The sequence below is a fragment of the Amycolatopsis sp. SID8362 genome (assembly GCF_010550475.1).
Lineage (GTDB): Bacteria > Actinomycetota > Actinomycetes > Mycobacteriales > Pseudonocardiaceae > Amycolatopsis > Amycolatopsis eburnea.
Window position 1 is genome coordinate 14,029 of the sequence record NZ_JAAGNB010001716.1, and the last position, 13,509, is coordinate 27,537.

A 13,509-nucleotide genomic window follows, 5' to 3' on the forward strand; every position below is an offset into this window, starting at 1 on the left:
AGACACCGAGTGACCGCATCATCGTGGCTGCTGGTGGCCCTTCCGGCTCTCGGCGCCCTGATCCTGCTCTTGGCGGGTAAGCGCGCGAAGGCGTGGGGGCATCTGCTCGGCTGTGCCACCGTCACCCTGGCTTTCATCTACGGGCTGATCCTGTTCTTCAGCGCGAACACGAGCACGGCGACCGACGTCAAGGTGTACTCGTGGATCCCGGTCGGCCAGCTGCAGGTGGACTTCGGGCTGCGGATCGACGCGCTGTCGCTGACGTTCGTGCTGCTCATCACCGGCGTCGGCATGCTGATCCACTACTACTCGATCGGCTACATGGCCGACGACGAGGGCCGGTACCGCTTCTTCGCCTACCTCAACCTCTTCGTCGCCTCGATGCTGGTCCTCGTGCTGGGCAACAGCTTCGTGACGCTGTACCTCGGCTGGGAGGGCGTGGGTCTCGCGTCCTACCTGCTCATCGGCTGGTACCAGGGCCGCCCGTCCGCCGCGACCGCGGCGAAGAAGGCGTTCCTGATGAACCGCGTCGGTGACGTCGGGCTCGCGCTGGCCATCTTCATCATGTTCAAGTACGCGGGCTCGACCGGCTACGCGCAGGTCTTCCAGGCGGTCGGCGACGGCAAGTTCTCGCCGGCGGCGATCACCGCGATGGCGATCCTGCTCCTGCTGGGCGCCTGCGGTAAGTCCGGCCAGTTCCCGCTGCAGGCGTGGCTGCCGGACGCGATGGAGGGCCCGACCCCGGTGTCGGCCCTGATCCACGCCGCAACAATGGTGACCGCGGGCGTCTACCTGGTGGCCCGCTCGAAGGACATCTTCAACGCCACCGAAGACGGCCGCCTGATCGTCACGCTGGTCGGCACGGTGACGCTGCTGCTCGGGTGCGTCATCGGCTGCGCGTACGACGACATCAAGAAGGTCCTCGCGTACTCCACGGTCAGCCAGATCGGCTACATGATGCTGGCCGTCGGCCTCGGACCGATCGCGTACGCGCTGGGCATCATGCACCTGGTCGCGCACGGCTTCTTCAAGGCCGGGCTCTTCCTCGGGGCCGGGTCGGTCATGCACGGCATGAACGACGAGGTCGACATGCGGAAGTTCGGCGGCCTGCGCAAGAAGATGCCGATCACGTTCATCACCTTCGGCCTCGGCTACCTGGCCCTGATCGGCATCCCGCCGCTGTCGGGCTTCTTCACCAAGGACGCGATCATCGAAGCGGCGTTCGGCCAGGGCGGCTGGCGCGGCTGGGTGATGGGCGGCGCGGCCCTCCTGGGCGCCGGGCTCACCGCGTTCTACATGACCCGCCTGATGGTGATGACGTTCTTCGGCAAGGAGCGCTGGAAGGACATCAAGTCCACCGACGGCCGCGACTTCCACCCGCACGAGTCCAAGGCGATCATGTGGGTCCCGATGGCCGTCCTGGCGGTCGGCTCGGTCGGCGCCGGCGCGTTCTTCGCGCTCGGCGACCGCTTCGCCCACTGGCTGACCCCGTCGGTCGGTGAGCTGGAGGAAGCGCACCACTCGCCGTTGAGCGCCGGGGTGATCTCCATCGCGGCGATCGTGTTCTCCGTGCTCGGCGTCGTGCTCGCGTACCTGATCTTCCGCCGCGACATCCCGGTCGAACAGCCGCAGCGCGTCTCGTTCGTCACCCGTGCCGCGCGCAAGGACCTGTACGGCAACGCCCTCAACGAGACGCTGGTCGCCCGCCCGGGCACCTGGCTCGCGCGGGCGCTGGTGTTCGTCGACAACCGCGGCGTCGACGGCGCGGTCAACGGCCTCGCCGCCTCCCTCGGCGGCGGCTCCGGCCGGCTGAGGCGGCTCCAGACCGGGTTCGTCCGGTCCTACGCGCTGTCGATGCTGGGCGGCACGTTCCTGCTTCTGGCGGCTCTCCTGCTGGTGAGGTTCTCCTGATGACCTGGTTGCTCATCCTCATCCTGGTGCCGCTCGCCGGCTCCCTGGTGCTGGCGTTCCTCAAGGGGAACGACCGCGCCGCGGTGCTGGCCGCGCTCGGGTTCTCGATCCTCGAGTTCCTGCTGGTGATCCCGTTCTGGCTCAGCTACAACGCGTCCGGCCCCCGGCTGCAGATGACGTCGAGCTTCGACTGGATCCCCAGCTTCGGCGTGCACATCGCGTTCGGCACCGACGGCATCGCGCTGATCATGATCGCGGTGATCGCGCTGCTGGTGCCGATCGTCGTCGGCGGGCTCGGCACGATGGACAAGCTCCCGCCGGGGCGCAGCGCGGGCGGGTTCCTCTCGCTGATCCTGCTGCAGGAAGCGCTCACGATCGGCGTGTTCGCCGCGACCGACGTCTTCCTGTTCTACGTGCTGTTCGAGATCATGCTGATCCCGATGTACTTCCTGATCGGCGGCTACGGCGGCGCGAACCGGCAGTACGCGGCGGTGAAGTTCTTCCTGTACTCGTTCCTCGGCGGCCTGATCATGCTGGCGTCGGCGATCGGGGCGTACTCGCTGGCGTCGGACAAGCTCGGCAAGGGCACGTTCGACTGGGCCACGCTGGTGACGGTGGTGCGCGACGCGCCGCTGTCCACGCAGATCTGGCTGTTCCTCGGGTTCTTCCTGGCGTTCGCGATCAAGGCGCCGCTGGTGCCGTTCCACACCTGGCTGCCGGACGCGGCGGGGGAGGCGCCGATCGGCGTCGCCGTCCTGCTGGTCGGCGTGCTGGACAAGGTCGGCACGTTCGGGTTCCTGCGCTACTGCCTGCCGATGTTCCCGGACGCGAGCAAGACCTTGGCGCCGCTGGTGCTGGTGCTCTCGGTGGTCGGTGTCCTTTATGGATCGATCCTCGCCGCGGGCCAGCGGGACATGAAGCGGTTCATCGCCTACGTGTCCATCGCGCACTTCGGCTTCATCTCGCTGGGCATCTTCGCGTTCAACGAGCAGGCGATGGTCGGCTCGGCGACGTACATGCTCAACCACAGCCTCGCGACCGGCATGCTGATCGTGGTGATCGGCCTGGTCATCGCGCGCGGCGGGTCTTCGAAGATCTCGGACTACGGCGGCATGGCGAAGGTGACGCCGCTGCTGGCGGGTCTGTTCCTCCTGGCCGGTCTGTCGACGCTTTCGCTGCCGGGCACCAACTCCTTCGTCTCGGAGTTCCTGGTGCTCATCGGGTCCTATGTGGACCAGCCGGTCTACACGATCCTCGCGACGGTCGGCATGGTCCTCGCCGCGGCGTACGTGCTGTGGCTCTACCAGCGGGTCATGCAGGGCCCGGTCCGCGGCGACGCGCTGATCGGCGTCGGCGGGGGCCCGGGCACGGCGATGGCGCCGGAGCTGGGCGCGAAGAAGGCGATCACCGACCTGAACGGCCGCGAGATCGCGATCCTCGCCCCGCTGGTCGTGCTGATCCTCGTCCTCGGCTTCTACCCGAAGCCGGTGCTCGACACAGTCACCCCGACGGTGCAGCAGACGCTGTCCGCGGTCCAGGGAGGCAAGTAAACCGTGCTCGACATCCTCCTGACCCAGGCACCGCAGCCGGTGCAGGTGCCGTCGGTCGACTACCCGGCCGTGCTGCCGGTGCTGATCGTCTTCGGCGCGGCGTGCCTGAGCGTGCTGGTCGAGGCGTTCTTCCCGAAGGGCTCGCGGTTCCGCTCGCAGGTGATCCTGAGCCTGCTCGCGATCGTCGGCGCCGGCATCGCACTGGTCGTCTACGCGACCGGGTCCGCCCCGGCGGGCGGCGTCACGACGTTCAGCCGCGCGATCTCGATCGACCGTCCGGCGCTGTTCCTCTGGGGCACGTTGCTCGCCTTGGCCCTCGGCGCGGTGCTGCTGATCTCGGACCGCGTGGTCGAGCCGGGCGGCGCGCTGGTCGCGCAGGCCGGCATCCGCCCGGGCACGGTCCAGGACCGCGCCCAGACGGCGACGGTCATGCAGACCGAGGTGTTCCCGCTGACGCTGTTCGCCCTCGGCGGCATGATGGCGTTCTGCGCGGCGAACGACCTGCTGACGATGTTCATCGCGCTGGAAGTGCTGTCGCTGCCGCTGTACCTGATGTGCGGCCTCGCCCGTCGCCGCCGGCTGCTCTCGCAGGAAGCGGCGGTCAAGTACTTCCTGCTGGGCGCGTTCTCCTCGGCGTTCTTCCTGTACGGCCTGGCCCTGCTCTACGGCTACGCGAACTCGGTGAAGCTGGGCGACATCGCCGCGGCGGCAGCCGGTTCGGACCGCTCGGACACGCTCCTCTTCGCCGGCCTCGGCCTGCTGGTCGTCGGCCTGCTGTTCAAGGGCTCGGTCGGCCCGTTCCACACCTGGACCCCGGACGTCTACCAGGGCGCCCCGACCCCGGTGACGGCGTTCATGGCGGCGTGCACGAAGGTCGCGGCCTTCGGCGGCATCCTCCGGGTGCTGTCGGTGGCGTTCTCGTCGACCTCCTGGGAGTGGCGCGGCGTCCTGTGGGGCGTGGCGATCATTTCGATGGTGATCGGCGCGGTGCTGGGCCTGACGCAGACGGACGTCAAGCGCATGGTGGCGTACTCGTCGATCGCCCACGCGGGCTTCCTGCTGGTGGGCGCGATCGCGATGACTCGCGATGGCTTGTCCAGCACGCTGTTCTACCTGCTGGCGTACGGCTTCACGACGCTGGCGGCGTTCGGCGTGATCAGCCTGGTCCGCGATTCCTCAGGCGAGGCAACACACCTCTCGGCGTGGGCCGGCCTGGCGAAGCGGTCTCCGTTGCTGGCGGCGGTGTTCACGTTCTTGCTGCTCGCGTTGGCCGGCATCCCGCTGACGTCGGGCTTCGTGGGCAAGTTCGTAGTGTTCTCGGCGGCGCTGTCCGACGGCATGGCGCCGTTGGTGGTGGTGGCCCTGGTGTTCAGCGCGGTGGCAGCCTTCTTCTACCTCCGCGTGATCGTCCTGATGTACTTCTCCGAGCCGGCCGCCGACGGCCCCTCGGTAACGGTCCCAGGCTTCGGCACGGGCACGGCGATCTTCCTGGGCACGGCGGTGACGCTGGTGCTGGGCCTGGTGCCGGCGTTCGCGCTGGGGTGGGCCGGTGCGGGCGGCTTCGCGCTCTGAGTTTCATCTTCCGAAGGCCACCATCAGGACCTCTGATGGTGGCCTTCGTTCTGTGCCCAGGACGGGTTGTCTTTGCTCGGCTTTCCCTTTCGGTGTGCCAAGCTCTTCGGCGTGCCGAGATCGAAACCCAAGCCGCGGGCTCGCGGTCTTGCCGAGGGATTGCGGGCCGAACGCCGGGCGTGCAAGCTCGCCATGGTCGAGGTGGCGGCCAAACTGGGGTGGTCCGAGGCAACGCTGAGCCGCATGGAAACCGGCCTGCGCAACGCTTCGAGCGAAGAAGTCGCCGCATTGCTGGCGGTCTACCAGGTGACTGGGGCCCGGCGGACCAAACTGCTCGAGATGTCACGCGAGGCCGATCGCCCGGTCTGGCTGGAGATGCGGTCCGCGGACGTATCCGAGCAGGCCAAGATCCTTGCGCGGTATGAAGCCGAAGCGGTTCGGATCGTCGAGTCCACGGTCAACTCGATCCCGGTGCTCTTGCAGACATCGAGGTACGCAGGCTCGTTGCCGGACGCTCCCGACCTCAGGTCGGAGCGCCAGACGGTGCTCGCCCGCAAGTCCGCGCCGATGCTGCTGGCCTACGTCGACGAGGCAGCGCTCCACCGCGTGGCCGGCGGCCCTCGGCTGATGGCGCACCAACTGAGGCATCTGGCCGCGATGACGGAGCGCGCGCAGGTCGAGGTGCGCGTCGTACCGTTCGGCGCCGGCAGCCATCCCGCGGGCTTCGAGCTGCTTGACTTCGCCGACGCGCGCCCGCTGGTTTACGTCGAGCAGCCCGGTTACGGACTGGTCTTCGACCAGGCTGCCCATGTCGAGCCCTACGTTCGTGCGGTGGCCACGCTGGACTCGGTCGCGCTCGACCCGATGCGGTCGCGGCGGTTGATCGAGCAGCTCGCCGGCCGGTACGAGTCAGTGGTCGAGGCTCGCCCGCAGTCCGGCGACCTTCTGGGCCAGCAGGCCTGGCTCACCGGGCAGCACGCTGATGTACCGGTGGCCCGGTGAGCCCGTGAGTGTCATGGCGACGCGTCCGGAGTCGACGTCGAGGTAGCTGAGCGAATCCCGGGTCATCGTCCTAGGCTCGCCGGGGCGGCGCTTGGCCGCGTAGAACTGGCCGACGCCGTAGTAGGGCTGACCGAAGATCTTGTCGAGCTGCCGGGCGTCGCGGCTTCGTGTCGGGCCGTTGTCGTAAATGTCGTCGACTTCTTCTTCCCGCCGAAACTCTTCTTGGAGCAACGAGAACGGCGTGAAGCGCGCCGGGGCGTACTGCGGCAGGTTGGCGATCAGCGCGTCGACCGGGCTGTTGTCCGGCGAAACGGTCTTGAGCCAGACACGTTCGCCCTGGCACCGCGCGGCGACCGCCGACCGCCCCTGGACGGCGACCAGTACGCCGCGCTGCTCGTCCATGTCGCGCGCGTAGGCGAAGTACTCGGTCGCCGGCCGGTCGAGCAGGTGCAGGATCTCCTCGAATTCCGCCGTGAACCTGTCACCCTGGGTGAATCCGTATTCGCTCAGTTCCTCGAACGCCGCCCGGTTCACCCGGCTCGCCGAGGACGGCGGAATGTACCGCAGTCCACCGGCGAAAACCTGATGCGGTTCACCGCATCCTGCTTGCCGCATCGCGGTCAGCAGCGTGTCCAGCGAAAGTTCAACTTGGTTGCGCACCACGCGTTTCCTCCCCTTTGGTGTGGTGCTAGCGCTGCGAGCGCTTTTCGCCGATCACGGGTGGCATCGGCTTTTCGATGTCGCCACCGAAGATGCCTTCCGGATCGGGGTTGCGGAGATAGGCCGCGGCCTTCTTCTCCTTGTCCTCTTCCTTTTTGCCCTGCCCGCCGGCGGCGCCCATGGGCATTCCAGCGGCACCCCGCCCACCGGCGGCGCCGACCGCACCGGGCCGCCCACCGGCAATGCGTTCGCCAGGCACGCCCCGCCCCGAGCCCGAGCCGGGACCCAGTCCGCGCGCGCCCGGTTCGTTCACGGCGCCGCTGCCGGTCCCGCGGTAGCCGCCGCTACCCGAGCCGGGACCGAACCCACTGCCGGGCCCGAACTCAGTTCCGGGCCCGAACGGACCGGAACCACCCGGTCCGAGCGAGCTGATCGGCTGCCCGGTCGGCCCGAACTGGTACCCACCGCCGGCTGCGGGCGGCATGACGGGGTTGGGGACGTAGCTGTTGGCGTGCGTGCCATCCGAAGCAGCCGGAGCAACGCTTCCCGGCGGCCGGGCGCCGACCTGGTTCTGGTTCTGGCCGTTCTGGCTGCCCCCGGTTCGGTCCTGCCCGGTCTGGTCCTGCCCGATCTGGTTCTGTCCGGTCTGGTTCTGCCCGGTCTGCGTGCCGGGCCGGAACTGAGTCTGGTCCGGCACAACTTGCTGACGAGTCTGCTGCCGGTCTCGCGCTCGCCACCCGGTATCGGTCCCGGTGGTCCTGCCGGTGGGCGGCGGCGTCCCGGTATCCATCGTGATCGGCGCACCGGAGTCAGTCATCTGGGCGTATTGGGCGGGCATTTGCGTGCCGTTGGTGGTGCTGGCAGCGTGGTAGACGCTGAAGGCGTCGATGTTGGCCTGGCTGTCGGCCTGCCAGCCCGCAACCTTGGTCTGGTACGACTTGCCATCGCCCGTGAACGTGTCGAGAACGTCCTTGGCGGTGATTTCAGGAGGCTGAGCCGCAACGGGCTTCACGGAGTTCTTCGCGGTCCCGAAGGCACCGATCTGTGCTCCGACCGCGGTCTGCGCGTTCCGGAGGTGAATGGCGTCGTCCATCGCGGCTTGGATCAGTGGCGCGGTCGCGTCCGCGGCGGAGTTTCCGGCGCCGCCCTGCCAGCCGCTCATGGTCTTGGCCCGGAGGGCGTTGATCCGCTCGGCCCGCTCGACCATCCGCCGGGTCAGGTAGTTGGAGCTGTCCTGCGCGTCGGCGAGCGATTGAGTCCCCGCGCCACCGGTGATCTGCTCAAAGATCTGTGCAGCGGTCAGCGGTCCTTCGGCTGCCATCACTTCGCCTTTCGCAGGTTGTTCAGAATTTGTGCTGCCACGTCGTGTGCGGCGGCGCAGGGATCCTTCTTGCCGACGTTCTCCTCCGATAAAGTGACATCGATATCGACAGTCTGTTCATTGCTTGTCCCGAGTGCAACAGTACAGTTGCCGTGACTTGTTTGATCTCCTGAAGCGTCATATGCAACGATGGGATAACCATCTACTGGTGGCAAAGGTTTAAAGAATGGATATTCTTTCCCTTGGGCCTCGTAAACACGAGTAATTCCCCGTTTGTCGACGCTGGTGAATATTACACCGACCCCAGCTTGTGAAACCCTTGGTGAATCCCATCTGCATTGAGGGCCTGCTGTGCCCGCCACTTCGGGTTTGGGTGTAACTCCAGAGCCGAGCAGTTCGGTGACTTCTGGGGCAGTAAGCGCATCGCAGGGCGTCTGCTTGAAATGCGCGATGTCGATCGGCTTTTCGACCTTTGGAACTCCTGGGCCGGGCACGTTGTCGGTGGAGTCGGGCGAAATGGATTGGCTAGGGGTGTGGCCGGAGGGCGACGGAGTGCCGTCGTTCTTGGTCGTGCAAGCAGTGAGTGTCAGCAAGGATGCGCTGAGCAGTATGAGCGTGCGGCGCATTAGAGGCTGCCTCCGGTCTGCTTGATTTCGGTGCTGTGGGCGTCTTCAGTCGTGGCGTATTTGCCCAATGCTGCATTGAACTTGTTCGCCACCTCTCGACAAAATCGCTGTCGTTCGAACAGAGTCGTGACCAAAGCTGACCCCGATGCGCGGATCATCTCCGCGTTACCGTCGCTGGCGTACTCCCTTCCTGGGCCACGGGTGCCAGCTATGACGTTCGCCTTTGCAAGGTCGTCGCGGAACTCGTCGGCGAGACTGTTCCAGTCCTTCGCGAGCTGCTCCAGCGTCGCCCTGTCGTACTTGAAGCCCGGGCCGCCCGCACCCACCCCCGCAGTGCCCCCGTACGTCCCCGCGTGCGGGGTGACCGGCGTCAGCGGTGCCCGCCGCGTGTTCGGGTCGTAGACCGGTGGCTGGCCGTCAGGCATCGTCTTGCACCCCTGTCGGCTCGAACCGACCGGGTGTGACAGGGCTGAGGCGCCCCGAAGCCGTCGTCGTCACTGTTGCTCTCCCCTTGGCTGCAGGGTGCTCCACCCCGGGCACCCTGCGTAGTTCGACGTGTCGGAGATTACCAGGGTTCCCGCCCGTCAGTTCCCTCTTGCAAGAAGATCCGTTCCTTCCGGAATGACGAGCAGGAACGTAGTGACATTACGTGATAATCAGTTCGGTTGAATTCGCCCGGAAGAGAAGCCGTTTGCTGGCCGACAGGGAAATCGGTGTGCACACTCTGTGTAATGAGTTCCCTGCGACAGCTCGCCGCTGCCCTCGTGGCATGTCTGTTGGTTTCCTCGGGCTGTGCCGGCGAGACCTCGGAGGCGACGCGTCACGCGCCGTCCCCAGTGCCGTGGCACCCGAAGCGATCTCGGCCGGCGGATCGGGACGCAAAGGTGGTCGATGCCGCACTCGCGGCCCTGGACCTGTGCACGCTGATCGACCTCGGTGTCTACGACCGCCGGAAGGCGCCGGGTAGTGCGCCGGTCGCGCGGCAAGCCAGGGTCTTCGACAGCCGGCGCCAGTGCGAACTCCTGCGAGACGGCTTCGCGTTGATCACCGTTCGTGACGAGCCTCCGGAAACTGCCTCGCTGCGAAACGATGGTGCGATCGTCGATCTGTCGGGCGTGAAGGGCTACCAGACGGAGCGCCGCGTGAAGGGGCAGGTCGTCGGTTGCAGCGTGCTCGTTCCGGTCAGCTTCGTCCGCGCGGTGCGGTTCGAAATCGCCTACGGTGCGCGGGAAGACAACGCCCACTGTGAAATCGTGCGCGAATTCGCCACCGCGGGTGCCCGCTCACTCCCGAAAGACCTCGTTTACCCGCCCGGCGGTCAGGATTCCGGCCGGGTCGGGGCTTGCGCGAACATGGTCGTCAACACCGACGGACGCGATTGCGACCCCGCCGTCGACGTCGAGGTGCCGGTCGGCGGGGTGGACGCCCTGCTCGATGCGGGAGCGCGCGATCCGAACGTCGAATGCGCGGTGTTCCGGGCAGCCGTCGCGACGGCCTTCGGGAACGCGTTCGAACCCGTGGCGACGCCCGGGGCTTGTTGGTTCGTCGAGCCGCAGCACCGTCTCCAGGTCGAAGCCGGTGCGACGGCTTCGGGTGACCATCCCGGCATTTTCGGTTCTGATCCGAACCTCTGGACCGACCGGCAGATCGTCACCCTTGGCAAGAAGCCGGCCGTGGTCTTCCGCAATCTGGCCGGGAATGAGTACTCGGTTTACGCGTCCCCCTACGGCGACCTCGGGCGAAGGGGGCAGGTGCGGCTTCAGATCAGTGCCGAGCGGGAGCGCGGCATCGACACGGATGGTCAGCCGGCTTTGCCGGCCGAGGTCGTGCTGAAGGCAAAGGCTGTTGTCGCCTCAGTTCTGGAACACTATTTCCGACCAGGTCGCTGACCCGGCCGAGAGCGATCACGACATCGAGGGCGCCACGGCCGTCCTCCCGCTCGTCCCCAGCCGTGGCGCCCCCGCGAAAACTCAAGGCGTCGGCGAGCAGGACGTATGTCCCAGCACCACCTGACCGCTGATTCCCGACGCCGGCAGGAAATCGATGCGCAGCATCGTGAGCCCGATACTCCCGTCACCCGGCAGGTTCTGGATGTTGAACACCGCGTTCGCCAAAACCGTTCCGTTCGACTTCTTGATCGGCGACACGTACCCCACCGGCACCGGGCTCGGCGGGTTCGGGATGCCCGACATGCCGCCGAACGACCAGTTCGCGCTCGTCTGGGTCTGGGTTGCCGCGCACTTCACCGTGAACGTCGACAGCTTCACCCTCGGGCCGCCGGTGCTCACCAGGGCTGAGAGTTCGAAGTTCTTGCCCGTTGCCGTGGACAGGGTCGATGTCGCGTCCGTGTCCGGGTCCGTCACCGTGGTCGTGCAGGACGATGTGCCGCCGCCGAAGGTGATGCCCGGTTTGATGACGACCTGGGCTGTTGCGGTGGTCGGGCCGTCGATCGAGCAGTGGCCCTGGGTCGGGACCGTGATCGTCGAGCCCGCTTTCGTGAACGTGGCCGAGCCGATGTTGGCCACGCCGGGCTGGGGGCTGGCCTGGGCCGGTGTCGCGGTCGCCGCGAGTCCGGCCGCCAGCAGCGCTCCGGCGAGAGCGGTGGTGGTGCGCATGTCGCTGTCCTCCTTGCCGACCGGGAGAGCCGCCGGTCCTCAAGGCTGAATATCCGCTCGCCGGAGACGTCCGTTGCGCCCGAAATCGCCAACCACCCGTTCGTGGATCATGAACCACCCCCTCCGGTGACCCGGCCGGGTGTCATGTTCGTCACCGTTTCCGCTGGACAGCGGGTAAACGACCGCGCGGGGTAGCCACTACGCTCAAGGGACAACCCGACCGGTGCACGAGTAGAAGCGGAGCCGACGTGTCTGTGCCTTCCCCAGCCCCCGGGGCGGGATCCCTCCCCGCTGCGCCGGGTGGCGCGCTCGAGGACCTGCGCGCGTCGGTCGGCCTGCGGATCGACGACGAAGCCCTCCTGCGCACGATCGCCGGTGGCCTGGCCGACGTCGAGAAGCTGCTGCGCGAGGTCGTCCGCAGTGACGTCCAGGCCGTCAACGACGCCGCGTCGCACCTGGTCGAGGCGGGGGGCAAACGCTTCCGCCCGCTGTTCACGCTGCTGTCCGCGCAGTTCGGCCCCAAGCAGGACGACCACGTCGTGATCGCCGCCGCCGCGGTCGAGCTGGTGCACCTCGCCACGCTCTACCACGACGACGTCATGGACGAGGCCGACATGCGGCGCGGCGCCGAGAGCGTCAACTCGCGCTGGGACAACACCATCGCCATCCTCACCGGCGACTTCCTCTTCGCGCACGCCTCGCGCCTGGTCGCCGACCTCGGCACGGACGCCGCGCGGATCATCGCCGAGACCTTCGGTGAGCTGGTCACCGGCCAGATGCGGGAGACCGTCGGCCCCGGACCGGGTGACGACGCCGTCGCGCACTACCTCACCGTGATCGCGCAGAAGACCGGCTCGCTGATCGCCACGTCCGGCCGCTTCGGCGGGATGATGTCCGGCGCCGCCGAGGAGCACATCGAGGCGCTGCGCCGCTTCGGTGACATCATCGGCGCCGCGTTCCAGATCTCCGACGACATCATCGACATCGCATCGCCGTCCGACGAGCTCGGCAAGGCGCAGGGCACCGACCTGCGCGAAGGCGTCCGGACGCTGCCCATGCTGTACGCGCTGGCCGACCCGGCGACCGACCCCCGGCTGGTCGAACTGCTGTCCGGCCCGATCGGCGACGACGCCCTCGTCCAGGAGGCGCTGGAGCTGCTGCGGGCCAGTAGCGGACTCGAACGCGCACGCGTCACCCTTTCCGACTACGCTCAGCGCGCGCGAGCCGAGCTCACCGCGTTGCCCGCGTCACCCGCCCGGGACGCTTGCGAGTCGGTCGCCGACTACCTGGTCGCGCGCACGCACTGAACGTAGGGGCAGAGAAAGATGTCCATTTTCGGACAGGTTTGGCTGTGGAGCCTGGCGGCGTTCTTCGTCGGGGTGTTCCTCACCTGGCTGGTGCTGGTGCTGCCGCTCCGCAAGAGCGTCCGCAAGCTCGAGAGCGCGCTGGCCCAGGCCCACGCCGACGCCGCGCGCACGCCCGCGAACGCCGGCGCGGCGGGCACCCAGGTGTTCTCGCGGCCGGAGCCGCGGCCCGAGCCGGAGCCGTCCCGCCAGGAGACGTCCTACCCGGGCACCCTGCTCGCGACGCCGCCGATCCACCGCGACGACGTCCACGACGACATCGACCAGGACTTCGCCGAGCTCGACTCGCAGGTCCCGGCTCGGACGGCGCCGGAGCCCGAGCGCGAGGCGGCCTACGAGCCGGAGCCGGAGCCCGCGGACGGCGACGACCCGTACCGGGCCGCGGCCACGCAGTTCCTGACGCCGGTTCCCGAGACGGAGCCGGAGGCCGACCCCTACCGCTCCGCCGCGGCGGAGTACCTGGTCCCGGACGACGAGCCCGAGCCTGCTTCCCCGGCTCTCTCGCGCCTCGAGCAGCAGCTCGACCCGGACTCGACGGCGGGCTCGCTGTTCCAGTCGCCGTCGGAGGAGCCCCACTCGCCGGACCCGGACTGGTTCGACCACGAGCCGCCCGCCGAGCGGTCGGCGTTCGAGGAGCCGGTCGAGCGCACGCGGTACCTCAGCGTGCCCGCCGGTGCCGCGCCGGAGGAAGAGCCGGAGGAGACCGAGCCGCCGCAGTACGCGTTCGGGGGCGACGAGGCGACCGGCGGCGAGCTCGACGTGCCGCCGGAGACGCCGGCCGAGGCGACCCAGGTGCTGCCGAAGCGGCAGCCGCGCGAGGCGACCGTCCGGGGCGGCTTCGACGCGCCCCAGCCGATCCAGCCGTCGATGCGCACGGTCGAGCGGCGC

12 protein-coding genes are annotated in these 13,509 nt (G+C 68.1%); 7 read left to right on the forward strand and 5 right to left on the reverse strand.

Translation table 11 applies throughout. The features are described from left to right. The first annotated feature begins 9 nt into the window (after positions 1-9). The 4 genes from nuoL to G3I65_RS52425 all read left to right on the forward strand — a co-directional run bounded on the left by nuoL (position 10) and on the right by G3I65_RS52425 (position 6,035). A complete protein-coding gene (nuoL, locus tag G3I65_RS52410; protein ID WP_160703579.1) occupies positions 10-1,911 on the forward strand; it encodes an NADH-quinone oxidoreductase subunit L in 1,902 nt (633 codons plus the stop codon). Continuing rightward, positions 1,911-3,461, forward strand: coding sequence for an NADH-quinone oxidoreductase subunit M (locus G3I65_RS52415; RefSeq protein WP_160703581.1), 1,551 nt, complete (start codon positions 1,911-1,913; stop codon positions 3,459-3,461). The genes nuoL and G3I65_RS52415 overlap by 1 nt, the downstream gene beginning before the upstream one ends. 3 nt (positions 3,462-3,464) lie before the next feature. After that, complete coding sequence (nuoN, locus tag G3I65_RS52420) at positions 3,465-5,033, forward strand: NADH-quinone oxidoreductase subunit NuoN (RefSeq protein WP_160703583.1); 1,569 nt, start codon at positions 3,465-3,467, stop codon at positions 5,031-5,033. A 111-nt stretch (positions 5,034-5,144) separates the two neighbouring features. Further along, the gene (locus tag G3I65_RS52425; RefSeq protein ID WP_160703599.1) at positions 5,145-6,035 is read left to right on the forward strand and encodes a helix-turn-helix transcriptional regulator; all 891 of its coding nucleotides are present in this window, start codon (positions 5,145-5,147) and stop codon (positions 6,033-6,035) included. On the opposite strand, the gene G3I65_RS52430 is transcribed toward G3I65_RS52425, so the two are convergent. From G3I65_RS52430 to G3I65_RS52445, 4 genes are read right to left on the reverse strand one after another with little or no spacing between them, the layout of a single operon-like run. Further along, positions 5,943-6,695 (reverse strand): ESX secretion-associated protein EspG, encoded by a 753-nt coding sequence (locus G3I65_RS52430; RefSeq protein ID WP_309236090.1) that lies wholly within the window; start codon positions 6,693-6,695, stop codon positions 5,943-5,945. The genes G3I65_RS52425 and G3I65_RS52430 overlap by 93 nt on opposite strands. A gap of 28 nt (positions 6,696-6,723) precedes the next feature. Beyond that, a complete protein-coding gene (locus tag G3I65_RS52435; protein ID WP_160703587.1) occupies positions 6,724-8,016 on the reverse strand; it encodes a PPE domain-containing protein in 1,293 nt (430 codons plus the stop codon). Next, positions 8,016-8,642: a DUF3558 domain-containing protein gene (locus G3I65_RS52440; RefSeq protein WP_160703589.1), complete on the reverse strand. Its 627-nt coding sequence runs from the start codon at positions 8,640-8,642 to the stop codon at positions 8,016-8,018. The genes G3I65_RS52435 and G3I65_RS52440 overlap by 1 nt, the downstream gene beginning before the upstream one ends. Next, entirely contained in the window at positions 8,642-9,067 is a 426-nt protein-coding gene (locus tag G3I65_RS52445; protein ID WP_160703591.1) for a hypothetical protein, read from the reverse strand. The genes G3I65_RS52440 and G3I65_RS52445 overlap by 1 nt, the downstream gene beginning before the upstream one ends. A 459-nt stretch (positions 9,068-9,526) precedes the next feature. On the opposite strand from G3I65_RS52445, the gene G3I65_RS52450 reads away from it, so the two are divergent. Then, entirely contained in the window at positions 9,527-10,531 is a 1,005-nt protein-coding gene (locus G3I65_RS52450; protein WP_160703593.1) for a hypothetical protein, read from the forward strand. A gap of 81 nt (positions 10,532-10,612) precedes the next feature. Here G3I65_RS52450 and G3I65_RS52455 read toward each other — a convergent pair whose 3' ends face one another. Continuing rightward, the gene (locus tag G3I65_RS52455; protein ID WP_163046911.1) at positions 10,613-11,257 is read right to left on the reverse strand and encodes a hypothetical protein; all 645 of its coding nucleotides are present in this window, start codon (positions 11,255-11,257) and stop codon (positions 10,613-10,615) included. A gap of 254 nt (positions 11,258-11,511) precedes the next feature. Here G3I65_RS52455 and G3I65_RS52460 point away from each other — a divergent pair, with 254 nt between their 5' ends. Continuing rightward, a complete protein-coding gene (locus tag G3I65_RS52460) occupies positions 11,512-12,564 on the forward strand; it encodes a polyprenyl synthetase family protein (protein WP_160703621.1) in 1,053 nt (350 codons plus the stop codon). Between the two features lie 18 nt (positions 12,565-12,582). Continuing rightward, on the forward strand, positions 12,583-13,509 hold a 927-nt coding region (locus G3I65_RS52465; protein ID WP_160703595.1), incomplete at its 3' end, for a hypothetical protein.